The organism is Niastella vici (assembly GCF_002077945.1).
Taxonomy (GTDB): domain Bacteria; phylum Bacteroidota; class Bacteroidia; order Chitinophagales; family Chitinophagaceae; genus Niastella; species Niastella vici.
Window position 1 is genome coordinate 13,158 of sequence record NZ_LVYD01000079.1, and the last position, 23,918, is coordinate 37,075.

Annotated in this window: 18 protein-coding genes; 13 read left to right on the forward strand and 5 right to left on the reverse strand. The window is 46.8% G+C overall.

Annotated features, from left to right (window positions below):
• The first annotated feature begins 2 nt into the window (after positions 1–2).
• The 5 genes from A3860_RS32625 (at position 3) to A3860_RS32645 (ending at position 9,586) form a co-directional block, all read left to right on the forward strand.
• Complete coding sequence (locus A3860_RS32625) at positions 3–1,835, forward strand: RagB/SusD family nutrient uptake outer membrane protein (RefSeq protein ID WP_081154720.1); 1,833 nt, start codon at positions 3–5, stop codon at positions 1,833–1,835.
• 31 nt (positions 1,836–1,866) lie between these two features.
• A complete protein-coding gene (locus tag A3860_RS32630) occupies positions 1,867–4,725 on the forward strand; it encodes a SusC/RagA family TonB-linked outer membrane protein (RefSeq protein ID WP_081154721.1) in 2,859 nt (952 codons plus the stop codon).
• A gap of 26 nt (positions 4,726–4,751) precedes the next feature.
• Positions 4,752–6,446 carry a RagB/SusD family nutrient uptake outer membrane protein gene (locus tag A3860_RS32635; RefSeq protein WP_081154722.1) on the forward strand — a complete coding sequence of 565 codons (1,695 nt, stop codon included), beginning with the start codon at positions 4,752–4,754 and terminating at the stop codon, positions 6,444–6,446.
• Positions 6,447–6,609: 163 nt separating this feature from the next.
• Positions 6,610–8,097, forward strand: coding sequence for a hypothetical protein (locus tag A3860_RS32640; RefSeq protein WP_081154723.1), 1,488 nt, complete (start codon positions 6,610–6,612; stop codon positions 8,095–8,097).
• Positions 8,098–8,113: 16 nt separating this feature from the next.
• Positions 8,114–9,586: a glycoside hydrolase family 30 protein gene (locus tag A3860_RS32645; RefSeq protein ID WP_081154755.1), complete on the forward strand. Its 1,473-nt coding sequence runs from the start codon at positions 8,114–8,116 to the stop codon at positions 9,584–9,586.
• Positions 9,587–9,896: 310 nt separating this feature from the next.
• Here the strand turns inward: A3860_RS32645 and A3860_RS32650 are convergent, their stop codons facing one another.
• Positions 9,897–10,496, reverse strand: coding sequence for a 3-keto-disaccharide hydrolase (locus A3860_RS32650; RefSeq protein WP_081154724.1), 600 nt, complete (start codon positions 10,494–10,496; stop codon positions 9,897–9,899).
• A 108-nt stretch (positions 10,497–10,604) separates the two neighbouring features.
• On the opposite strand from A3860_RS32650, the gene A3860_RS32655 reads away from it, so the two are divergent.
• The 4 genes from A3860_RS32655 (at position 10,605) to A3860_RS32670 (ending at position 14,680) form a co-directional block, all read left to right on the forward strand.
• Positions 10,605–11,690, forward strand: a complete 1,086-nt coding sequence (locus A3860_RS32655; protein ID WP_081154725.1) for an aromatic ring-hydroxylating oxygenase subunit alpha — start codon at positions 10,605–10,607, stop codon at positions 11,688–11,690.
• A 149-nt stretch (positions 11,691–11,839) separates the two neighbouring features.
• The gene (locus tag A3860_RS32660; RefSeq protein WP_081154726.1) at positions 11,840–13,264 is read left to right on the forward strand and encodes an APC family permease; all 1,425 of its coding nucleotides are present in this window, start codon (positions 11,840–11,842) and stop codon (positions 13,262–13,264) included.
• A 74-nt stretch (positions 13,265–13,338) separates the two neighbouring features.
• On the forward strand, positions 13,339–14,169 hold the full coding sequence (locus tag A3860_RS32665; RefSeq protein WP_081154727.1) for a helix-turn-helix domain-containing protein: 831 nt from the start codon (positions 13,339–13,341) through the stop codon (positions 14,167–14,169).
• A 61-nt stretch (positions 14,170–14,230) separates the two neighbouring features.
• A complete protein-coding gene (locus tag A3860_RS32670) occupies positions 14,231–14,680 on the forward strand; it encodes an SRPBCC family protein (protein ID WP_081154728.1) in 450 nt (149 codons plus the stop codon).
• Positions 14,681–14,807: 127 nt separating this feature from the next.
• Here the strand turns inward: A3860_RS32670 and A3860_RS32675 are convergent, their stop codons facing one another.
• Entirely contained in the window at positions 14,808–15,335 is a 528-nt protein-coding gene (locus tag A3860_RS32675) for a cupin domain-containing protein (protein ID WP_081154729.1), read from the reverse strand.
• Between the two features lie 201 nt (positions 15,336–15,536).
• The gene (locus A3860_RS32680; RefSeq protein ID WP_081154730.1) at positions 15,537–16,553 is read right to left on the reverse strand and encodes a hypothetical protein; all 1,017 of its coding nucleotides are present in this window, start codon (positions 16,551–16,553) and stop codon (positions 15,537–15,539) included.
• A 96-nt stretch (positions 16,554–16,649) separates the two neighbouring features.
• On the opposite strand from A3860_RS32680, the gene A3860_RS32685 reads away from it, so the two are divergent.
• From A3860_RS32685 to A3860_RS32695, 3 genes are all read left to right on the forward strand, one after another.
• Positions 16,650–16,997 (forward strand): hypothetical protein, encoded by a 348-nt coding sequence (locus A3860_RS32685; protein ID WP_245843681.1) that lies wholly within the window; start codon positions 16,650–16,652, stop codon positions 16,995–16,997.
• Positions 16,998–17,083: 86 nt separating this feature from the next.
• Positions 17,084–17,569 (forward strand): FKBP-type peptidyl-prolyl cis-trans isomerase, encoded by a 486-nt coding sequence (locus A3860_RS32690; protein WP_081154732.1) that lies wholly within the window; start codon positions 17,084–17,086, stop codon positions 17,567–17,569.
• 209 nt (positions 17,570–17,778) lie between these two features.
• The gene (locus tag A3860_RS32695; RefSeq protein ID WP_081154733.1) at positions 17,779–19,206 is read left to right on the forward strand and encodes an L-serine ammonia-lyase; all 1,428 of its coding nucleotides are present in this window, start codon (positions 17,779–17,781) and stop codon (positions 19,204–19,206) included.
• Between the two features lie 117 nt (positions 19,207–19,323).
• Here the strand turns inward: A3860_RS32695 and mqnE are convergent, their stop codons facing one another.
• Complete coding sequence (mqnE, locus tag A3860_RS32700) at positions 19,324–20,493, reverse strand: aminofutalosine synthase MqnE (protein ID WP_081154734.1); 1,170 nt, start codon at positions 20,491–20,493, stop codon at positions 19,324–19,326.
• Between the two features lie 215 nt (positions 20,494–20,708).
• On the opposite strand from mqnE, the gene A3860_RS32705 reads away from it, so the two are divergent.
• Entirely contained in the window at positions 20,709–21,956 is a 1,248-nt protein-coding gene (locus tag A3860_RS32705; protein WP_081154735.1) for a nucleoside permease, read from the forward strand.
• Between the two features lie 68 nt (positions 21,957–22,024).
• Here the strand turns inward: A3860_RS32705 and A3860_RS32710 are convergent, their stop codons facing one another.
• Positions 22,025–23,788 carry a carboxypeptidase-like regulatory domain-containing protein gene (locus A3860_RS32710; RefSeq protein ID WP_081154736.1) on the reverse strand — a complete coding sequence of 588 codons (1,764 nt, stop codon included), beginning with the start codon at positions 23,786–23,788 and terminating at the stop codon, positions 22,025–22,027.
• Positions 23,789–23,918: the final 130 nt, after the last annotated feature.

Genomic DNA, 23,918 nt, shown 5'->3' on the forward strand with positions numbered 1-23,918 from the left:
GAATGAAACCTATTTCAATATTATTTGCAGGATTGCTGTTTGCCGCATTGCTTGCCGTAAGCTGCAATAAAGATTATCTGGAAAAGCCGCAGGGCGGCACTTTTACCGTAGATACGGTATTTCACACAAAACTGAATGCATCGGGCGCGGTAGCACAAATGTACAATCTGTGTGTGCCGTCGGGATTTCCCAAAAATACCAACTATGATATGACGAGGCCCGATATGGTCACCGATGAGCTGTATATGATACACCCTGAATATGACTGGATGGTGAATGTTGGAAGCTTTGTTACCGGCACTGCAACAGTAGATGGCACTATTGACAGGGGCGGGTTTGGAAGCCATTATCTCGGCATCAGGCAGGCTAATCTCGTGCTGAAAAATATCGATGCAGTAACAGATGCCGATGAAGGCTGGAAAACGCAGGTGAAAGGGCAGGCGTTGTTTTGCCGCGCTTTGCAGCACTTTGAATTATTTCGCCAGTATGGCGGTATTCCGCTGATAACGGAACCCCTCGACGGATCGAAGCAACTGAACATCCATAGAAGTTCGGTAGCCACTACGGTCGACAGCATGGTGAGCTGGTGCGATCAGGCGGTGGCGTTATTACCGGCAAGCTGGGGCGCTACAGAATACGGCCGGGCAACCAGCCTGGCAGCAAAGGCTTTAAAGGCAAGGGTGTTATTGTTTGCAGCAAGTCCTTTGTATAATACACCTCCTTCCATGCAAACCGCTGTTGATGGGGCACGTTTTGGCAATATGCATGATACGGTGGTCGCTTATGCCACTTACGATAAACAACGCTGGCTCGCAGCCGCCAAAGCCGCTAAAGACGTTATAGATGCAGCGCCCGCTGCAGGCATTTCATTGTATTATACCGGTAAGGCCGAAACCACACCAAACGATGACGCTTATGCCGGTATGGGCGATTATGAGGCTGTATCAAACGTGTATGCCAATCCGGAGTTGATATTGATCAATACCTTAAGCAATGATGCATCGAGTTATGGCGGCTGGTACTGGGGCCTCTGGATGACTTCCAAAGTAAGAGAAGGTGGATGGGCTTTTAAGAATAATGTACCTGTTGAATTTTTACAACAATATGAAAAACGCGATGGCACAAAATGGACGTTGCCATTAACCAGCACGGGCGACGATTTTCCCACATGGATCAAAGCGCAGAACCTCGATCCCCGGTTTTACCAAACAATCACCTACGATGGCATGTGGTACAATAGCCAACGGGGCGTATTGTCGTACTACCTCGGCAATGGCGCACAATATCCTACCACTGATTTTGGGCACAGTGATGTGGGCGACGACGGCTATGCCCTTGAAACATATAAGTTCGTGGCCCGCGTAGACAACTTCAATGATAAGCATTTTGCATGGCCTGTTTTCAGGCTGGCCGAATTTTACCTCAGCTATGCAGAAGCGCTGAACGAATTCCAGGGACCGCAGGGTGAAGCTACCACTTATCTTAACAAGGTCCGGAAAAGGGCGGGTATGCCCGACAAAAATCCTGCTTCTCAAGACGATTTCAGGGATGCTGTTCAAAACGAAAGAACAATAGAGTTTGCCTATGAAGGTTTTCGCCTGAATGATCTGCAACGCTGGCTGAAAGCCTATGATGTACTGAATGGAACATTACACGGTATTCAAACGAAAGCCAATGCCACATCGGGCGTTCTCAAAAGGAATTGGAAAGTGGTTGATTTTATGCGGCGAACATTTTTAAAGCGATACTATTACCTGCCTTTCCCCAGCTCGCAGGTCAGTGACAATTATTTAGGTGACGGAAAAGACTGGAACGGACAGAACCCGGGCTGGTAAGATCTTCCATTGAAGTATTAAAATAAATAAAATGAAAAAGCATTATAAGATAATAGTGGTTTTGTGGGCCATGCTGTGCTGTTGCATCGTTTCAATGGCGCAGTCAACAATTATCATAAATCCGCCACGCTCATCGGCCAATGATGCGGTAGCTGTTGATACGATGATCGATTTTGGTTTTAAGAAGGAGTTGCCATGGCGAAGCACCGGAGCTGTGTATACGCTGTCCGGTAAAGCGCTCAACAAAATGTTTACCGGCAACTTATTGAATACGCTGCAGGGGCGTATACCCGGCCTTACAGTTGTTACGGGATCAGGAGAGCCGGGGTACGACCTGCCTGCCCTCTATGTACGGGGGCAAACGAGCTGGAATATCGGTGGCAACCAATTGGTGATCTTACTCGATGGTTTTCATGTTGAAATAAGCGCCCTGAGCGCCCTGTCGCCTTACGAAATAGAATCGGTGACTTTGTTGAAAGATGCGGCTGCTACGGCTATGTTTGGCTTGCAGGGCGGTGCAGGCGTTTTGAGTATCCGCACAAGGAAAGGGCGAACAGCTAAAAATGAATTGGTGCTCAATGCACGATATGGCATTTCGAGCGTGGTGCAATTGCCCCGGGTAATGAATGGGTATGATTATACCACTTTGTATAACCAGGCCCTGGTCAATGACGGGTTTTCTCCCAAATATCCCAATCCTGAACTGTACAGGGCAACCAACGATCCCATACATCCGAATGTGAACTGGTACAATGAACTATTGAACAGTACATCGCATATTCAGGACTATAATCTGTTGTTCAGGGGCGGTAATGAAACTGCGCGCTATTTTGTAATGGTTGATTATATGAACAACAATGGTTTGTATAAAAATGCCAAAACAATCAGTAAGGACTTTGGCACAAATGCTACTTACAATAAGATCAACCTTCGGGCAAATGCCGATATCGACTTATCTAAAAACCTCTTAGTGTCGGCAGCCGTATCAGGCATTATTGAAGACCGTAATACCCCTTCCGGGTTCTCAGCCAGCCAGTTGTTCAATAACCTCATGACCATTCCTGCTGCGACTTTTGCGGTAAAGAATCCCAATGGCACCTGGGGCAACAGCTCGGTATATAATTTTAACCCGGTTGAGCTGCTGCAGCAAAGTGGTATTTACAAGGCCCACACAAGAACAATACAAACCGGTGTTACGGCAAAACAAAAACTCGGGATGATAACACCCGGGTTGGCGCTTACCGCAGGGGTGTCGTTCAATAATCAATACGGCGGGTACTATCAAACATCTTATGCAGTAAGGACCTATGAAATGGTGAAAAATGCGCAGGATATGCCGGTAAGGGATGCCGACAGCAATATTGTTTACAAAACCATTGGCAATGATGTGCCACGCTCAACCGGTGATGGCGGAACAACGCACTGGAACCGCAACACCCTGCAGTTTGGGTTTGATTATAACCGTTCCTTTGGAAAGCATACGTTTTCAGGGACCTTGCTGGGAAGAAGAGAAAGCTATTTGCACGACGGGCAAAGTTATGCCGTACGCGTACAGGGATTATCGGCCGGTGTAACGTATGATTATGCGCAAAAATACATTGTTGATGTTAGTGGGGCCTATATGGGATCGGCTGATTTTGCCCCGGGGAAAAGGTATGGTTTGTTTCCTGCAGCAGGTATAGGCTGGGTAGCGTCGAATGAAGGCATATTGAAAGGGAACAAAGTAGTAGACTATTTAAAATTCAGGGCATCTTATGGAGCTGCAGCAAATATCAATGAAAGTTATCGTTTCCTGTATGAAGCGCAGGCAGGCAGCGCCAGCGGATGGATTACCGGAAGCGGTAACACGGCTCAAAGTGGCCTGGCGATCGCACAACTGGCAAACCCCAATGCCACCTGGGAATTAAAAACGAGTTTCAATGCCGGTTTTGATATCCGTTTGTTGAAAACATTGTCAGCGACAGTAGATGTATTCAGCGAAAAGCGTACGGGCATTTATGAAATTCCTTCAGCCAGCGTACCTGCCTTTACCGGATTTAATTTACCCTGGGTAAACAGTGGGGTGGTGCACAACAAGGGCTTCGAAGCAATCATTAATTATGACAACAAAGCAGGCGACTTTACTTATCATATTTCCGGTTCTGCGGCATTCGCAAGAAATAAAATAATCGATAAGTCAGAAACGGCGCAACCATTTGCCCGGCTTTATCAAAAAGGTTTTGCCATTAACCAGGAAAAAGGCCTCGCCTTTGACGGCTTTTATCAGCAATCAGATTTTGATGCCAGTGGCAATTTAAAAGCAGGTGTGGCCGCCTCCTCATTTACCAATGTAAAACCCGGTGACCTGAAATATAAAGACCTGGATGGCAATGGGATCATCAATGCATATGATATGCAGCCGTTCGGGTACAGCAACGTGCCGGAGATCACCCTTGGGTTAAATATAGGGTTTGCCTGGAAAGGATTTGATTGCAGCGCATTTGCACAAGGGGTGCTGCACCGAACGGTGAACCTGCTTTCCGTGGCATACAACTATACGCATCCGTTTGTAAACAATAATAATATCACCGCATTCTCCGGCAATAGCTGGACGCCTGCTACTTCCGCCACCTCAACTACACCAAGGCTTTCTACCCTCAGCAATCCTAATAATGACCAGGCTTCCAACTTCTGGCTGCGTAAAGGAGATTTTATCAAGCTCCGGAGCCTGCAACTGGGATATACGTTTTCGAATAAAGGCGTATTGCAGAAAATAGGTTCGGTAAGGGTATTTGTTAACGGAACAAATTTATTTGTCTTTAACAAAGTCGATGGCCTGGAGCCGGAGAATCTTTCGATGGGCTATCCGCTGACCAAAGTGGTGGATTTCGGGTTCAATATAAAATTTTAAGACACACCATACAATCATATAGTGTTATGAAAAAAATTGCTGTCATCATCTCATTATTCGGTATCCTCATTACACATGTGTCGTGCAGGAAGGATTATCTGAATGTGAATGACGTGAAAACATATGTAAGCCCTGAAGATCTGTACACCAATTACACCTACGTGCAGCAGGCAGTATGGAATATTTACAGTTATTTGCCCGATGGTTTTTCGCTCCTTGATTATGAAGCGGTAACAGAGAATGCATCTGCAACGAATATTACCTGGGCATCGCATACGTTTAACAATGGGATCTGGAATCAATACAATAACCCGGATGCTTCATGGACGCGCGACTTTAACGGCATCAGGCAGGCCAATCTTTATCTGGCCAATAAAGACAGGGTAAATATAGAATACATTAAAGGCCAGGTAACCACTTCCGACTCCTCTGCCTGGTACAATGCACGCAACAATGTAAAGTTCATGCAGGGCGAAGCACTGTTCTTAAAAGCATTCTTTTATTTCGATCTGGTAAAGCGTTATGCGGGAGTACCAATTATGTACCAGCCCCTGAACTATGATGATGCGGCTACCTGGAAAAACATTCCCCGCAATACGGTTGACGAATGCATCAAATACATAGTTGCTTTATGTGATTCAGCTGCTACTATTATCCCTTCAAACCTGGCATCCTATTCATGGTACAGCCAGGGGCGGGTAACCTATGGCGCCATCAGGACCCTGAAAGCAAAGGCATTGTTGTATGGGGCAAGCCCGTTGTTTAAAAATGCCGGCACTACGGCTACCTGGGCCGATGCTGCGAGCGCATTACATGATGTTATTGCCTCGAATGCGTATTCACTCGATGCAAATTACAGCAACCTGTTTGGCGCTAATAATGCCGGTTCCAATGAACTGATCTTTTACCGGCGCTACGGCAATACCAATAATGTTGAAAAAGACAATTTCCCCATCGTGTTTCAGAATAGCGATGGCAACAGCATTACACCCACGCAAAATTTTGTAGACCAGTTTGAAGTGCTTCAGAAAGATAACAACGGCAATATAACCGGTTCAAGGTCTTTTGACTGGTCAAATGCCGCTGATGCGGCGAACCCCTATGCCAACCGGGACCCGCGTATGGCGGCAACCGTAGTATATAACGGGGCTGTATTTTCTTCTAAAACCATTGAAACATTTACCGGTGGTAACAGTGGCCTGCCATTACAGAACGCAACAAAGACCGGTTATTATCTTTCAAAATGGGTGAACCAGTCGGTTGACCTGGTGGCCGGCACAAGCACCGCACATACCTGGATCTATTTCCGGTATGCAGAAGTTTTACTGGATTATGCAGAAGCTATGTACAATGCGTACGGCGCAATGGCAGATCCGAAAAACTATGGGCTTACGGCATTGCAGGCGATCAATTTTGTAAGACAGCGGGTACAAATGCCTGCATTGACTGCCGTCCAGCTTAACCAGCAAAGCATAGAACATGAACGCAATGTGGAGTTGGGTTTTGAAGACCAGCGTTTATGGGATGTGCGCAGGTGGAAAGCGGGCACCACTTATTTTAATAAACCCGTAAACCGGATAGTGATCAGTAAAAATGGCGCTGCTTACAGCTATACCGTTACAAAATTGGAGAACAGGGTTTTTGACAACAAAATGAATTGGTATCCGGTGCCACAGGATGAAATTACCAAAACCGGCTGGACGCAAAATTCAGGATGGTAAATGTATAACGTTCTAAACGCTGTTATGAAAAAAAGTGCATGTTGTATTAAACCGGAGCGATGACAACCTGTATTATCATGTCTGGTCAAATGGTTTTTGGGCGGGACATATGTCAAATGCGCATAGTATTCAAACAATCATTATTGAATAATAAAAATGCTATATGAAAAATAAAATAGTGCGTTCCTTACTTGTTATGCAGGTTGCCTTATATGTGTGTGGCCTTGCAGGTTGCAGGCCCGAAGATTTTGGTGGCAGCGGAACAAAAGAAACAGGTAAGGTATACTTCCCCGATGAGGATGGAATTATTGCTGCATTGGGTAATTACAACATCGATACGGTAAAAAATTCCATCAATTTCCCGGTAACGGTGTACCGCGGTGGCTTTTCCGACCTGGCTGCTTTCGCCGTGAATGTGGCGGCAGATACCAGCAGCATCCAGGCCTTTATACAATCGGGTAAGCTACCTGCAAACACCGTATCGCTTGATCCATCAGATTATGAACTGGCAGCTACAGACACCATTGCTTATACGAACGGCATAATGAAAGGGACGGTCACGCCCAGTATCAAGGTGGCCAGTATGAGCAAATACAGTGGTAAATATGCAGCGCTGGGTTTAGTGGTGAAACAGGCCGGTAAATTTGAAGTGAACACCGCCGCGAACAAAGTGGTAATTTATTTCCCTGTTGATTCACTCGTAGGTAAGGTGTATTTCCCGGGCGCTACCAATGGTAACAACAGCGTATTGCTATTAGATGACAATAGCTATACGATCGACACCGTTGCGAATACGGTCAATTATTCCATACCCGTGCTTCGGAACGGTATTGCCGACCTGGCTACAACCGCCGTTACCATAACAATTGACAACAGTGCCATTCCTTCGCTTATAAGCGCCGGCAAATTACCTTCCAATACCGTGGCATTGAGCTCAGCTGATTACACTTTTAATAACAGTATATCAATGAGCGATAATAAAGGCGTGCTTCAGGGCAATGCAATGCCTAAAATAAGCATTGCCAAATTATCGCAGTATGCAGGCTCAGTAGTGGCAGTGGGATTAACGATCACCAGCTCCAAATTTCCAATTGAGGCCAGTAGAAATAAACTCGTTGTGTATTTTAATGCTGATGATATACTGGCATTGTTTGCTCCCCGGGTGAACCTGATCTCCGACATTACCAAATGGGTTCCCGTAAATCTTTCATGGAGCAATGATGTAACTGCTACTGTGAATACAACGGCCGGTACTATTCTTTACAAAGGTGGTAACGGCAATTGGAACCAGGCAGGAGTTTACCAACCCGTACGCCTGTACGGCCACCGGCAATATAAGATCGATATGCATGTACAGGGGTCTGGTTGCAGCAACGTGTGGTTTGAAGTATGGTTATCACAAAAGAAACCGCAGGACGGCCAGGATGTAACAACCGGCTGGGACCCTGCCGCGGTAATGTTGCTTGGTTTAAATACGTGGAATGGTTGTGGCGTGTCGCCTTTTAATGCGCAGCTTGCTGCCATAAGCTGTAATGGCAATGGCGGCTCCATTACCCTGCCAACCGGCGGTACATACTACATCACGGTAAGAGGCGGAGGTAATGATTTGGGGACCACGGGAATTACAGTTTCGGGATTTGATTTTGAATAAGAATTAAAGAATGATCATGAACAAGCATTTTAAATTATATCTGGCATTGATGACTTTAGCTACTGCGGGTATTAATCCGTTGCCTGCACAAAACAAAAAGGCAGGAATAGCGACCCTGGCCAGTAAAGGAAAAGTTGTGGATGTGTATACTACTGCACAGCATACTGAACACCACCTGGCAAAAACAGGAACATTGCCACTTTCTGTAAAACCTCAACCCGATGAAGACCTGTCGGTTTTTGTTGATCCCGGCTATACTTACCAGACGTTATTAGGCATTGGCGGCGCCTTAACTGATGCGGCTGCTGAAACCTTTTACAAATTGCCGAAAGACAAACAAAAGGAATTCCTCACTGCTTATTTCGATAAAGACAAAGGAATTGGTTATACGCTTGCCCGCACATCAATTCAGAGCTGCGACTTTTCGAGTGAGAGCTACAGTTATGTGAAAGAAGGAGATAAGGAATTGAAAACATTTGAAATTGGCCACGATAAAAAGTATCGCATTCCTTTTATAAAAGAAGCGATGGCGGCCACAGGCGGTAAACTAACGTTGTATGCTTCACCCTGGAGCCCGCCGGCTTTTATGAAGGATACCAGGGATGTACAAAAGGGCGGCAAATTGTTGCCTGCGTACCGGCAAAGCTGGGCCAACTTCTTTGTAAGGTTTATAAACGCTTACCAAAAGGAAGGCGTGCCTGTATGGGGATTAACGGTTCAAAATGAAGCAACGGCCGCCTCACCCTGGGAGTCGTGCCAGTTCACCGACGAAGAGGAAAGGGACTTTGTAAAATACTACCTGGGCCCAACCCTGCAAAAAAATGGAATGAGTAATAAAAAGGTGATCATCTGGGATTTTAACCGCGACTTCGTTTACCAGCGGGCCAGTGCCATTTTACAGGACCCCGAAGCGGCAAAATATGTTTGGGGAATGGGATTTCACTGGTATGAGAGCTTTAGCACGGGCGGCCCGCGGTACGACAAGGTACGCCTCGCATACCAGGCCTTTCCCGGTAAAAATCTGCTGTTCACAGAAGGTTGTATAGAACATTATGACACCGGTAAAGTATACGACTGGGCGTTGGGCGAGCGGTACGGCCAGGCGATGATCAATGATTTTAATGCCGGCACCGCAGGCTGGACCGACTGGAATGTACTGTTAGATGAAAAGGGCGGGCCCAACCATGCGGGCAATCAGTGTTTCGCTCCCATACATGGCAATACCATTACAGGCGCTTTAACTTATACCAACATCTATTATTACATCGGTCATTTTTCCAAATTCATTCGCCCGGGCGCCAAACGCATTGCCTGTTCGGTCAGCAACGATAAATTGCTTACTACGGCTTTCCAAAATTCCGACGGAACGATCGCCGTGGTTGTAATGAACAAAACAGACAACAAAGCCGGTTATTTACTTTGGATAAAAGATAAGGCTGTTAAGGTAACCAGTGAACCGCATTCGATCCAAACGTTGGTGGTGAAGTAATCCAGGGGGAAAGGAAAAGCCGGGCAACCGGCTTCCGGTTCCCCCAATAATAAAAAAAGGCTGGGCCGTAAAGACCCATCCTTATGTGTAGTAATGCCTTGAGCCTGTGGGTCTCAAAGATTACCCATTACGGATACAAAACGGGTTAAAAAGGAAAAGTAACTCCTTGAAAATTAAGCCCAAAGAATTACCCTGCATAAAAACGGGTTAAAAAGGGAGCGGGTAGTTATATTATGACGGGCATTTGCCCGGGAGCGTTGTATGAATGTTGATAACTTGGTAGACGGTAAAATAACCCGAAAGTTTAATATCACCCCAATACTTTAATCCTGATCTTCTTCCATCTTACTTTAATACCCCCGCCTTCATGGATCTGCAGCGCTATAAACCCTTCGCCCTGGCCAATTTTTTCATCTTTCAGGTAAACCATCTGGTGCCCATTCAGCCAGGTAGTTACCTCATCATTGATAACCTTTATTTTTAACGTGTTCCACTGGCCCTCTTTCAGCAATTGCTCATCTTCGGGCTTTGGTTGAATGAGCCAGCCGCGGCCATACGACTCATAAATACCGGCCGTATGCTTATTCAATGGGGCCACTTCTACCTGCCAGCCGCTGATCTTTACCCCTTCAATACCGGAACGGAAAAATACCCCGCTGTTCCCATTCGCTTCCTGTTTGAACTGCAGCGTGAGCTCGAAGTTCTTATATTTTTCATTCGTGCTCAGGTAGCCGTATTGCTTATCGGGACCGCTTTCACAAACCAGTTCGCCCTTGTCGGCATACCATTTTTCGGTGCCGTGGATCGTCCAGCCGGTAAGGTCTTTGCCATTGAAAAGCGATTGGTTCTTTTGGGCCATCAGGCCGGCCACCAGCAACAGCAAGGCGGGGAGAAGCATTAGTTGTTTCATAATTTGATTGGTTGGCGGTTATGCGCAATTAAATTACTAACTTATTGTCAGTTTACCCGCCATAGCTTTAGCGACGGCGGGCATTCTTCACCTTATCAACTTTGCTGCATGGCGCGTTTTTATGTAGATCCTGATATTTCCCGGGCCAAAACACTGCATACTGATTTTTATACCGATCCTTCGGTATTTGAACAGGCTAAGGAAAAACTGTTTGCCGGCAGCTGGCAGTTTATAGGTGATGCCGGCCTGGCGCCCGACCCGGGCCACTGTTACCCGTTAACTTTACTGGAGAATTACCTCCATGAGCCGCTGCTGCTCACCCGCGACCAAACCAATTCCCTTCATTGTATCAGTAATGTATGTACGCATAGAGGTAACCTCGTTGTAAAGGAGCCTTGTAAAACGACTAATCTGCGATGCCGCTACCATGGCCGGCAATTCAGGCTCGATGGTCATTTTATGTCGATGCCCGAATTTAAGGAAGTAAAGGATTTTCCTTCCCCGGCCGATAACCTCACGCAATTGCCGCTTTTTACCTGGGGCCCGCTGTTATTTGTATCCCTGCAGCAAAACTCCCTGCCACAGCAATACCTGCACCACATGATGGCGCGGGTAAACTGGCTGCCATTGGAAGAATTTGTTTTTAAACCCGAACTGTCGAAAGATTATATGGTGAAGGCCCATTGGGCCCTGTATTGTGAGAATTACCTCGAAGGGTTTCATATTCCCTTTGTGCATGCGGGGCTGAATGCCGTGCTCGACTTTGGCAACTATGTTACCGAACTGTTCCCCTACAGCAATCTGCAACTGGGTATTGCCAAAGAAGGGGAAGAAGTATTTCAACTGCCGGTTAGCTCACCAGACTATGGTAAACAGGTGGCGGCCTATTATTTTTTCGTTTTCCCCAATATGATGTTCAATTTTTATCCCTGGGGGTTAAGCATCAATATCGTGCAACCGGTTTCACTGCAGCAATGTAAAGTGTCGTTTTTGACGTATGTGTGGAAGGAAGCATTGTTTAATGTGGGCGCCGGTTCTAACCTGAACCAGGTAGAGCTGGAAGATGAAGAAGTGGTGGAAGCCGTACAATTGGGCATCCGCTCCCGGTTCTACCGGCATGGCCGCTATTCGGTAACGCGCGAACAGGGTACGCATCATTTTCATAGGATAATTTCGGAAGCTTTTAGTTTATAGTTCACAGTTGCCAGTTACCTGTTTCCGGTTCCCGGGGCCTGAATATCGAGCACGCTGAATGTATTCAGGCTCTCCGAATTTTTTACCTGGTAACTGGGACCTGGTAACCGGTAACAGCAGCATTCATCTGACCTTTGACCACTCAGCATATGCGCCCAACAATCCCTGATAAAAAAACAATCGGCTTCAAAGCGGCCACATCCGTCGTGATCGGCAGCATCATTGGCTCCGGCATTTTTATGAAACCGGCGGTGATGGCGGCACAAACTGGCTCGCCCATCTGGCTTACCGTAGTGTGGATCGTTGCCGGCATCTTTTCTTTATTCGGGGCCCTCATTTATGCCGAGTTGGGCTGCATGTTTCCACAAACGGGCGGACTGTACGTTTATCTACGCCACATGTACGGTGACTTTGTTGCCTTCCTGTATGGCTGGGCCGGCTTCACCGTCATCAATACCGCTTCGGTGGCCGCCATTGCATTTGTTTGTGCGCAATACGCCGATTTCTTCCTGCATATGCCACGGCTGGCACATGCAGCGGAGCAATCTGTGGTGTGGCATCTTCCTTTCCTGGGGAACCTGTACCCGTTAGATAATATGGGCGTTAAAGTGCTGGCCATTGCATTGGTGCTGGGGCTTACCTTCATCAATTATCTCAGCGTACGGGCCGGCAGCGCGTTGCAACTGGTTTCTACCCTGGTAAAAATTGTTGTTGTTACCTTACTGGTGGCCGGTATCTTTTATTCGGGTAACGGCACAACGGCCAATTTTGTACAACCTTCAGCTCATCCGCCACAGGGCGGCAATTTACTGGGCGGACTGGTAGCTGCATTAACCGGTGCTTTTATGTCGTACGATGGCTGGATCAATATCACCTTTCTGGGTGGCGAAATACGCAATCCGCAAAAGAATATCTTTCGCAGTCTGGTCACGGGCGTAGCTGTCTGTATTGTGATCTACCTGTTGGTGAACCAGGCCTATTTATACGTGTTGCCTATTGATAAAATGGCGGCATCGCCCCTGGTGGCTTCCGATGCCATAGCCATTGCTTTGGGTAAAACCAGCGGCGCCATTGTGGCGGCCCTCATCGTTATTTGCACCTTTGGCGCCGTGAATGGTAATACCATGGCCAGCTCCCGCGTAACCTACGCCATGGGAAAAGATGGGTTGTTCATTCCCTTTACCGCCAGGGAACATCCGCGTTTTCATACGCCGGGTAATGCCTTATGGCTGCACGGCGGCATGGCCCTTTTATTTATAATAAGCGGTTCATTCGATATGCTGGCCGATATGTTCACCTTTGTTACCTGGGCTGTGTATTTACTGGGCGCCATTGGCATTATCCTGTTGAGAAAAAGAAGGCCCCTTCAGCCGCGCCCCTATAAAGTATGGGGCTATCCGTTAGTGCCGGTCCTGTTTATTGCCTTTGCCTCCTTTTATGTGGTGAGCACCATCTGGAACGATGTGAACAATTATCTCCATGGCCGGGTGCCGGTAATTAATTCATTGCTGGGGTTATCAATAACAGCACTGGGTATACCTGTTTATTTGTATTATAGAAGGAGGCCGAAGTAGGAGGTAAGAAGTAAGAAATAGGAGATAGGAGATAATTGGTATCTTTAAAGGAGCATAAATACATTGCAAAGCAAATGACAGCGTTCTCATTCAATCCGGTTACACCACATCCGTTATTACAACCATATATAGCGAAAATGTGGGTGTTCGAAAGCAGCGGCCGCCTGCCCGCGTTGGATAGAAAGCTGATCGTTCCCAACGCCAATTTCAAACTGGCCTTTAGCTGCCGCAACGGGCTGGTGGCCCAGGTTGATGGCAAAACCTTCAGCCAGCAGGAAAATGAAATAACATTTACCGGCCTTGTCGATACGGCTGTTATGCTCGACCCCAAAGAAGACGCGCAAACAAATACGATCGTTGTAGAATTCAATCCGCACGGCGCCTATCGTTTATTCTCTTTACCGTATGTGGAGGTTAAAAATCAAATAATAGGAATGACCGATCTTATCGGCCACTCCGCAGCCACCTTGCAAACGCAGCTGGCCGAAGCAGGTACGGTAGCGCTGAAATTGCAGACCCTGCAAAACTTTCTGCTCAAACAACTGGAAAGAACCGCTGCAGACCCCATCTACGATTATTGCATCAATCGCATCAATGAATGCAAAGGCATCATCACCGTGGCGCAGTTGGAAAAGGAAACCGGCTACAGTGCACGATGGCTGCATAAAAAGTTTTCTGAACATTTGGGTACCGGGGCCAAGAACCTGTGCGAAATAGTACGGTTCAAACAATTGTATCAGGCGTATTCAGCCAGTGGCGATCTGCAGGTGTTGAAAGAACAACTCTACGATTTTTACTACGATCAATCCCATTTCCTCAGGGCGTTTAAACGGTTTACCGGTAGTAACCCAACCGACCTGCAAAACAGCCTCAATGAGTTGGCCACCAAACACTATACGAGCTAGTTCCGATTCGTACTATACTCGCCTCAACCGCCGCGCTACCTTTGTTGAAAAGCAAAACAACATGGCAAACAACGATTTTAACTGCAGCTTTTCTGCAACAATCACCGCCGGTGAAGCAATCAGCAAGATCAATAAAGTACCGGAATGGTGGGGCGTAACCTTTACCGGAAACGCTGAAAAACAGGATGATCAGTTTGTAATAAAGATGGGCGAGGAGGCTTTCTTCAATTGTACCGTAACAGAATTGGTGCCCAATAAAAAAGTGGTTTGGTTAATTACCGATTGCTACATGCCCTGGTATACCGATAAAAAGGAATGGGCCAATACCAAACTGATCTTTGATGTCAATGAAAATAACGGGGTAACAGAACTCCACTTCACCCATAAAGGGCTTACGCCAGACGTTGAATGTTACAAGGATTGTGAACCGGGCTGGACGCACTGGATAAAAACAAGCCTGGAATCTTATTTTACTACAGGAAAAGGGGTGTTTAGAAAGCCAACTAAATGAGTTAGCAAGTAAAAAGTAAGATGATGGATGCCAATTGCCAGTTACTGGTTATAAGCTGAAGTAAGAAGTATGAGGTTAGAAGTTCGAAAAAATATAGAAAGCTCGAAAATCGGCAACTTCCTACATCTTACTTCGAGTTTTCTACTTCACTAATTGTTAGGTCTTTTATCACCCCGGCATGTTCAGGATACAAACGTGCCAACTCATCACGCCCGGCCAGCTCAAAATCGGTAAAATCAAAACCCGGCGAAACGGTGCAGCCTACGAGAGAATAGTCGCCACCGGGCGCCAGGCGGGCGGCAAACCAGTTGCCGGCAACTATTACACATTGAAAGCTTTCGCCATTATCAGGATCGCTGCCCAGGCGGTGTTCGATCAGCCGGCCCTGTTGGTCTATTTCATATACGATCAATGCATCGCCATAATAGAAATGCCAAACCTCATCGCTTTTGATGCGGTGAAAAGCAGAAAACTGGTTATGCTGCAGTAAAAAATAAATGCTGGTGCAAAAGTTCCTGTTTCCGGTAAAACCGGCAGGCAATGCCGTCAAAGGCGCCAGAACCGGCGAGCGGTATATTTCGCGGAAGGCGCCGCCTTCTATATGGGTAGCCAGTTGTAATTGATTGATCCAATATGCTGCAGTTCGCTTACTCATATTGTTTTCATTTGCTGTTTTTGCTTTGGCAAGGCGATTTGTAGTTTATGATCTGTTACAGGTTTCAAGTTACAGGATACCAGGTTCCGGTAACCAGTTACCAGGGCAAAAATCAATGAGAGTCTGATCATTGGCGGGCATTCCGGTGTTAAGGTCCTGGCAACAGGGGACTGGAAACCGGCAACCGATCACCATTCCCCATTATTGTTCTATGGTAACCTGCCTGTCTAACCGCGGGCCCCAGTACCAGAAACGCAACGAGTCTTTGAGGCGGGTAGTATCGGCCGGTGTGCCGGGTACCAAAATTACAATTTTGAAATGGGTGCTGTCAACTTCTTCCATATTCACCCGGGGCTTTAACTTGTTATACATGTCAAGCGCCGTACTCCTGAGCTTCGTTCTTTGCAGAATGAATTTATATGTCTTCGATGGTCCGGTTATTACAGGCGAGGCTGTAGTAGTGGCTGGTGCCGGGGAAATGGTGGTGGCTTTGCCTGTATCTGTGCCGGCCGCTTTATTTAAGTGCGTGCTGTCCTTGCTGATGACATCGGCCAGCGCTTTTTGCGGATCGTTGAGATTATGTACGTATTGCGAAGTACGTTGTGAATCGGCTTCTGTATTGGAGGTAGCCGTTACGGTATTGGTAGCTGTTTTTACTTTTGAGGAGAACAGGCTGTAACCGCCCCAGATAATGATGCCGATACCGATGACCGCTCCAATGCCAATGGCCATTTTGCGTAAGGAGGCATTGCGCGCTTCATTAGGGTCATCATCAAAAACTGATCTTCTTTTCACCGGCGGCGCTTCATGTTCAATGAGGGTAAGCGGTTGCGGCGATTCAAGGCGTTGTACAACCGGGTGACCGGGCACAAAATCATAAATGCCATCCTTATTTTTTTGCAGAGTGCCAATGCCTTCAATGAAAAAAGGCTTGCCAATATTGAGCATCAGCTTGCCATCTGCAACAAATGTTTCGAGGTCCGATTCTGCCAGTGGCCTTATTTTACCGGTATGTTTGCGAATAAAATCGATCAGCTCTTCGTCGGGGCGGGTAATGGTCTTCTGGGCAAAATGGATGTGTTCAATAAGGTCACGGGAGCTTTTATCCCCAATACTCTGTACATCTACTACATCATCAAGGTAAAAACTGCCTATGCCAGGTAAGTTTAGTACCCTGTGCTGGTAAAAATACTGTGCTACTAATACAGAAATTTTCAAGAGATTAAGGATTTTTGGCGTAAGTTAAGTATTATTTATCTGTACTTCAATACAGGTGGTGATGAAGTTATTATTTTTGCTGAAGTTTTTATTCGTTTGTGGATTAATTTATTACGCATGCTTACGGAATCAGAAAAGCGTTTTTTAGAATACTGGGAGGCGAACCGTTTACGTGAAAAAAAGATAAACAAGCAACTGCTGCTGGGTCTGCCGATCGGCTTGTTATTTGCAATTCCCGTGCTAATTTTATTATTTTCCGGTAAATTCTGGTACCAGCGTGCCAGTATGGAAGCAAATAGCCAAACCAGCCCGATCATACTAATTATTGCTATAATATGTATTGCTGTTTTTGTGGCGGTGTTTTACAAACGACATCAGTGGGACCAGCGGGAGCAGCATTATCTTGAATTGAAAGAAAAAGAGAAAAAAGAAGACCAGGAATAGGCGTGGGGGCTGCAACCCCAAAAAAGCAGCTATCATCTTTATATCATTGTCATTAGGCAGGGTTAAATTAATCAAATCAATTTCTGATGAGAAATCTTGTATGGGGTTTTCTGTGCTTTGTTCTTATTTACGGTTGTAAAAAAGAATCAGGTTGCGGATACAGCGATCAAAATATTGTGGCACCATCAGGCGAACAACAGGCTGTTAAAAGTTATCTCGATTCCATTGGTATTACTACGGCTGTTAAAGATCCCACCGGTTTTTATTATGAAGTATTGGATGGTGGCAATGGCAGCAGTCCAACCCTTTGCTCACAAATAGAAGTCACCTATACAGGCAAGCTCATCAGTGGTACTGTTTTTGAACAAAAGAGTACGGCCTTTACCCTCGGCTCTTCCATTGAGGGTTTACGAAAGGGCATTCCCCTCATCAAAAAAGGCGGGCATATGAAATTGTATATTCCGCCCACCCTCGCGTACGGTTCCAAAGAAATTAAAGATGATTATGGGAAGGTGATCATTCCGGCGAATTCGATCCTGATATTTGATATTTCACTGACTACTTTCTATTAGACAATAAACAAAGAACTGTTACCAGTTACCAGTTACCAGTTACCAGTTACCGGTTTCCGGTAACCGGGTCATTATTGCAGATTGCCTACTGGGTTTTATATTCCCGGCAACCGGTAACTGGCAGCCGGTACCTGCCCCCACAACATAAACAGGCTAACAACTGTTAACTTATTGACTTTTCAACTAACTTGCGTCAAAATGTATAGCCCGTGCCACACGAATCCATTTCGGTTTTTGATATTTTTAAAATAGGTGTAGGTCCATCCAGTTCCCATACTTTAGGACCCTGGCGTGCCGCGCAGTTATTCCTTCAATCGCTTGAACAAAAGCACCAGCTTCATCAGGTACAATCATTACAGGTACTTTTATATGGGTCGCTTGCAAAAACCGGCCGGGGGCATGGTACCGATGTAGCCGTACTCATGGGCCTCAGTGGCGAAGATCCGGTCACCTGCGAGGTAGAACTCCTCGATGAAAAGGTGCAGCACATTCGCGACACCAAAAAACTGTTGTTGCATGGGCAGTATGAGATCCATTTTGATCCCGCCACTGACATTGAATTCCTCTTCACCGAATCGTTGCCATACCATCCCAATGCCTTAACGTTTACGATCACCCTCCACAACGGCGAGCAGCTGGCTGCCACTTATTACTCGGTAGGGGGCGGATTCGTTAAGCAGGAAAATGAACAGGCAACTGCTGCGGCTGCGGTGCAATTGCCATTTCCCATCAATACGGCAGATGACCTGCTGCACTGGTGCCGCAAAACCGGTTTAAGCATCAGTGAAGTGGTGATGGAAAATGAGAACAGCTGGCGCAACGAGGAAGCCACCCGTAAAGGCATATTACAAATATGGCAGGTGATGAAAGAATGCATGTACCGCGGCTGCCATAGTGTGGGCATGTTGCCGGGCGGACTGCAGGTAAAAAGGCGGGCTGCTGAGCTCAATAAAAAGCTGTTGCAGGGCAGATCCTATAACGACTACGATTCATGGATAGTAGCCATCAGGGCCGGTGGTAACGATTTTAAATACATTCTGGACTGGGTAAGCTGCTTTGCCCTGGCCATTAATGAGGAGAACGCTTCCTTTGGCCGGGTGGTCACCGCGCCTACCAATGGCGCAGCCGGCGTAATACCCGCCGTGCTGCATTATTTTGTGGTGTTCTGCGATGGCTATAAAGACGATCGCATTATGCAGTTCATGCTCACCGCTTCAGAGATCGGCAGCATCTTTAAAAAAGGCGCCACCATTTCTGCCGCCATGGGTGGCTGCCAGGCTGAAATAGGCGTGTCATCGGCCATGGCCGCGGCCGGCCTCACCGAAGTGCTGGGCGGAAGCCAGCGCCAAACCATGATGGCGGCTGAAATTGCCATGGAACATCACCTCGGGCTCACCTGTGATCCTATTGGCGGACTGGTACAGATACCCTGTATTGAACGCAATACCATGGGGGCTATAAAAGCCATTACGGCCTCACAACTGGCGCTGCAAAGCACGCCCGATTTTGCCAAGGTATCGCTCGATGCCGTTATCAGGACCATGTGGGATACGGCCATCGATATGAGCCATAAATACAAGGAAACAGCTGAAGGTGGTTTAGCTGTTCATATACCGTTGAGCCTGCCGGAGTGTTAGTTGGTCAATGGTCAATGATGAATGGTCAATAGAGTTCCCCAATCTTGAACTTTCTATTTAATTGGAAATCTCCAGAATCGCAAGCTATTCACCATTGACCATTCACCATTCACGCTATTAATTCATTTGCGGATTCACATCGATCTGTTCTATGTCGACGTTGCTATAGTCGTGAATTACCTTATACAACGTATCCCGCTCCACCGGTTTTCTTTTTGCCTGCTTAATGAGCGTCACCAACTGGGCGGTACTCATTGCCGGGTTTTGTTCTTCAGAACCGGCCATGGAATATATTTTGGTACTATCGTCGATGGTGCCGTCGATATCATTCACCCCGAACGATAACGTAAGCTGCGCATTATGCCGGCCTAACATGGGCCAGTAAGCTTTCAGGTGCGGGAAATTATCCATATACAAACGGGCAATGGCATACATGCGCATATCCTCTATCACACCCGATTCGGGCACATTGCTCATGTCGTTCTGTTTGTTGCGGAATTTAAGCGGAATGAACGTGTTGAACCCGCCTGTTTTATCCTGCAGCTGGCGTAAACGTTCCATATGATCGATGCGGTGGCGGAACTCTTCAATATGACCATACAGCATAGTGGCATTGCTGTGCATGCCGAGGTTATGCGCGGCCTCATGAATTTCGAGCCAGCCATTGGCATCTACTTTATCGGCACAGATCTTTTCCCTTACTTCGGGATGAAAGATCTCAGCGCCGCCGCCGGGTAAGGAATCGAGACCCGCTTCGTGCAGGTATTTCATGCCTTCCGCAGCAGTCTTTTTAGCCTTGCGGAACATATAATCCAGCTCAACCGGGGTAAAGCCTTTGATATGCAGTTCGGGCCGGTGCGCTTTTATTTTACGTAAGAGATCGGCAAAGAATTCGAGGTTCAGTTTGGGATGAACGCCCCCTACAATATGCACTTCGGTCACCGGTTTGCCATCATAGCCTTTTACAATGTCAAGCATTTGGTCGGTGGTGAGTTCCCAGCCTTCTTCGCGATGGGCGTACAGGCGCGAATAGGAGCAAAAGGAACAGGCAAACACGCACACGTTGGTGGGTTCAATATGGAAATTTCGATTGAAATAAGTGGTATCGCCATGCAGCCGTTCCCGCACAAAATTGGCCAGGGCGCCTACAAAAGGCAAACCGCCCTGCTCAAATAGTAACAAGCCGTCTTCGGGGGTAAGGCGTTGTTTGTTCACGATCTTTTCGCCAATGGTGCGGAGGGCCTCGTTTTGTTCTGCTGCTATAACCTGCTGAATGTTAGTACTCATTATGATCTGGATTTTCGCTTCCGTAAGTGTGTAACAAATAAACGGGCACAAAGTTACAGGAAAAGCCGGTTATTCGGGGTGGCAAACACTAGCGGCTACGCGTACAGTAAAAACCTCATCCAAATTCTTTATCTTGAGCTTTGGGAATTTAAATAACAACCCGGCGCCAGTTTGGCGTATTAAACCCACATTTACAACCAAAAACTACAATTATAGTGAATATCAGAATTCGGCTCATTGTAATGAATTTCCTGGAGTTCTTTGTTTGGGGATCATGGCTTATTTCATTGGGAGCGTATATGTTCAATGTGCTGCATTTTACCGGTGTTCAGGTAGGCAGCATTTACGGCACCATGGGCATTGCCTCCATGTTCACACCTGCCCTGTTTGGCATTGTGGCCGACCGCTGGCTGAATGCAGAACGGGTATTTGGCCTCGCGCATATCATAGGTGCCCTGTTGTTGCTGTGGGCGTCAAAAGTTACCGATTACCCCACTTTGTATATGATCATGTTGCTGAATTCATGCGTGTTCATGCCCACCATCGGGTTAAATAATACAGTATCTTATATTGTGCTGGAAAAAAGAGGGCTTAACATTGTAAAAGATTTCCCACCTATTCGCGTATGGGGCACTGTTGGTTTTATTGCCGCCATGTGGATGGTTGACCTGGCAGGGTTTAATTTAAGCCCGCTGCAGTTGTACATCAGCGCCGGTTCCGGACTGCTGCTGGGGGTGTATGCGTTTACCATGCCCGGTTGCCCGCCGGTTAAATCAACCGTAAAGAAAAACCTGGCCAGCTCCCTGGGCCTCGATGCATTTGTGTTGTTTAAAAGAAAGAAGATGATCATCTTTTTTCTTTTTGCCATGTTACTGGGCGCTGCGTTGCAGATCACCAATACCTTCGGTTCTACTTTCCTCGACGATTTTAAAAGCAGCTATCCCGGCGCTTTTGGCGTAAAGCATTCGAACCTGTTAATTTCCATTTCGCAGATCTCTGAAACGCTGTTCATTCTTACCATTCCTTTCTTCTTAAGGCGGTTTGGTATTAAGCAGGTAATGTTGATGAGCATCTTTGCCTGGGTTTTCCGGTTTGGTTTGTTTGCCATCGGCGATCCCGGCAGTGGGTTGTGGTTGCTGGTGCTCTCGATGATCGTGTACGGAATGGCTTTCGATTTCTTCAATATTTCCGGTTCCCTGTTTGTAGAAAGGGAAGCCGATATCAGGATCAGGGCAAGCGCACAGGGTTTGTTTATGTTGATGACGAATGGCATCGGCGCTTTCCTCGGTAATTATATCAGCGGCCGGGTGGTTGATCACTTCACGGTCAATAATGTGAAAGACTGGTCTTCTATCTGGTTCAGTTTCGCCGGCTATGCATTGCTATTAGGTATTATTTTCCCGCTTGTATTTAAATATAAACATGAGCCGCAGCAAATGGGCCCGGTGGCGGTACAGCATTGATGAGAAGTATTTAAGGAGGCGGCCGTCCTGGTTCAACCAGGACGGCCGCTTCTTTTTATAGCAATTTATTATTGTTTTCGCTTTACCCTGAACGACATGCTTGCCGGTAGTATTACATTGCTGGAACTGTCTTTCAGGTTGCCTGAAAAATTACCGCTGATGTACCCGGTACCTGCCACACCAAATTCAGTTATGTTCATATTGAGTGTTGACGCCTGAACATATTGCCGGTTGTTTTTCAAAATGTATACATAATTAATGGGCACGGTGCCGGTGCCGGTTGCATTGAATGATAAGTAAACTTTTTCGTAATCATTGGTCGCTTTGCGGTATGCATACAGGGCAAAATTATTGTTGATATTACTTAACAGTTGCAAAGAATCTGCCGGTGGAATATAACTGACATTCGTATCCTTCAATGTATAGTTCAGGAACTGCACCAGCGAATTGCCACAGGCGCTTAACTGACCTGCATTTACCGTGGCCGAATTAACCGCTACAGTGGTGGCATTGCCCCCCTGGTTAGTGCCGAGGTCATATGCGGTAATAGCCGCGGTTGTTGGTGCATCCGAACAACGGTTTACTGCCATGCTGAAGCTGCCATTGGTAATAGCCACCCGGTTGTGCGCTTCGTCAATGGAAATGTCTACAAAACCATTGGTAACAGGGCCACCAGAACAGTTTACAGCGGAACCCGAAACCATAACGGGCGATGTGCCGGTAAAATTCACCGTAATAGTGCCCAGGTCGGCCGTAGCGGTGAACGGACCAATATCCTGGGTATAAATAACCGTGTTACATTGGGAGTATAGTTTTAACTGCAGGGTTTTACCTTTTGGTATTTTACCACCTGCATATCCGGTGGCATCGGTATAACCATAACCATATCTGGAAATGCTGTCGCCGGTGGTTTTCAATTCAACCCGGCAGGGATAAAATGGTTTTCCGTTCTGGTCTTTGCATATTATTTTGAAATCGCACAGGGAGTAAGGGTAATCGCAATTCCAGAAAGAAAAATGGCTTACCGTACCCACATAATTGGCGCCCTGTTTGGTGGCAATGCCTTCTTCTTTCCATAAACCTGTTGTATCATTAAATGTCCATAAAGGAATGGTGGCAGGCGCCTGGCCCTGTAACGCTGCGGGAATAGGGAAGGTGAGGGTGGCTGTTTTGCCGGCTGCCAGTTGCAGCTTTTCGCCACCGGCGCCGGTGAGCTCAACCGCCATCATCCCAAACGATTGTAAACCGGTTTCTTCATTGCCGGCATTAATGCCACGTAACGTACCGGGCATGATCTCGGAAAAGTTGGAAGCCGTGGGGTTTAAGAACCAGGTGCTAACCGAAACGGTTCCGGTATAAGCATTGTTGCCGCCTGTATTTACAAAACTGTTGCCGGTAAATACCACGCTGCCGCCGCCGGTTACGGTAACATTTCCGCCGCTGCTGCCACTAACGGTTCCCGACACGGTTTTCTTGATCAATTGCATCGACACGTAGTTCACCACACCGGCATTTACCAAAATGGTACGGCTGCCTTCGAAGAAACCATCTTTTATTACTTTAACAAAACCGGCATTTTTAGCAAGGCTTACATTGCTGAAACTGAAATTACCATTGAGGTCGGTAGTGGTTGAAGCGGTTCCGGCATTTACCAACGCGCCATTCACCGGCTGGTTGCTATTGTCTACAACCCGCCCGGTAATAGAGGCGGTTACATATTCGACCGGGATATTGGGATTTGTGGGATTATCGTTATTCGTTTTTTGGCAACTGATGATGATGAGCCCTGCTGCCGTAACGGCTGTGAACCCCAGTTGTAGAATTTTTTTCATGGCTGTGAGTTTTGATTATTGAGGTGCTGTATGTATATGAACGGGTTTATATATGAAAGCGTTGGGGCAGCCATTAAAAAAAAGTCCCGCCCCGGCTTAGCCGGGGCGGGACTGCTCTTATTGCTTATAT

What these genes read in the sequence shown, in the direction of transcription:
- mqnE (WP_081154734.1), bottom strand. Translation starts at nt 20,493, where the DNA reads ATGAGTACTAACATTCAGCAGGTTATAGCAGCAGAACAAAACGAGGCC.
- A3860_RS32650 (WP_081154724.1), bottom strand. Translation starts at nt 10,496, where the DNA reads ATGAAACAACTAATGCTTCTCCCCGCCTTGCTGTTGCTGGTGGCCGGC.
- A3860_RS32645 (WP_081154755.1), top strand. Translation starts at nt 8,114, where the DNA reads ATGAACAAGCATTTTAAATTATATCTGGCATTGATGACTTTAGCTACT.
- A3860_RS32635 (WP_081154722.1), top strand. Translation starts at nt 4,752, where the DNA reads ATGAAAAAAATTGCTGTCATCATCTCATTATTCGGTATCCTCATTACA.
- A3860_RS32660 (WP_081154726.1), top strand. Translation starts at nt 11,840, where the DNA reads ATGCGCCCAACAATCCCTGATAAAAAAACAATCGGCTTCAAAGCGGCC.
- A3860_RS32655 (WP_081154725.1), top strand. Translation starts at nt 10,605, where the DNA reads ATGGCGCGTTTTTATGTAGATCCTGATATTTCCCGGGCCAAAACACTG.
- A3860_RS32665 (WP_081154727.1), top strand. Translation starts at nt 13,339, where the DNA reads ATGACAGCGTTCTCATTCAATCCGGTTACACCACATCCGTTATTACAA.
- A3860_RS32670 (WP_081154728.1), top strand. Translation starts at nt 14,231, where the DNA reads ATGGCAAACAACGATTTTAACTGCAGCTTTTCTGCAACAATCACCGCC.
- A3860_RS32640 (WP_081154723.1), top strand. Translation starts at nt 6,610, where the DNA reads ATGAAAAATAAAATAGTGCGTTCCTTACTTGTTATGCAGGTTGCCTTA.
- A3860_RS32630 (WP_081154721.1), top strand. Translation starts at nt 1,867, where the DNA reads ATGAAAAAGCATTATAAGATAATAGTGGTTTTGTGGGCCATGCTGTGC.
- A3860_RS32675 (WP_081154729.1), bottom strand. Translation starts at nt 15,335, where the DNA reads ATGAGTAAGCGAACTGCAGCATATTGGATCAATCAATTACAACTGGCT.
- A3860_RS32690 (WP_081154732.1), top strand. Translation starts at nt 17,084, where the DNA reads ATGAGAAATCTTGTATGGGGTTTTCTGTGCTTTGTTCTTATTTACGGT.
- A3860_RS32625 (WP_081154720.1), top strand. Translation starts at nt 3, where the DNA reads ATGAAACCTATTTCAATATTATTTGCAGGATTGCTGTTTGCCGCATTG.
- A3860_RS32710 (WP_081154736.1), bottom strand. Translation starts at nt 23,788, where the DNA reads ATGAAAAAAATTCTACAACTGGGGTTCACAGCCGTTACGGCAGCAGGG.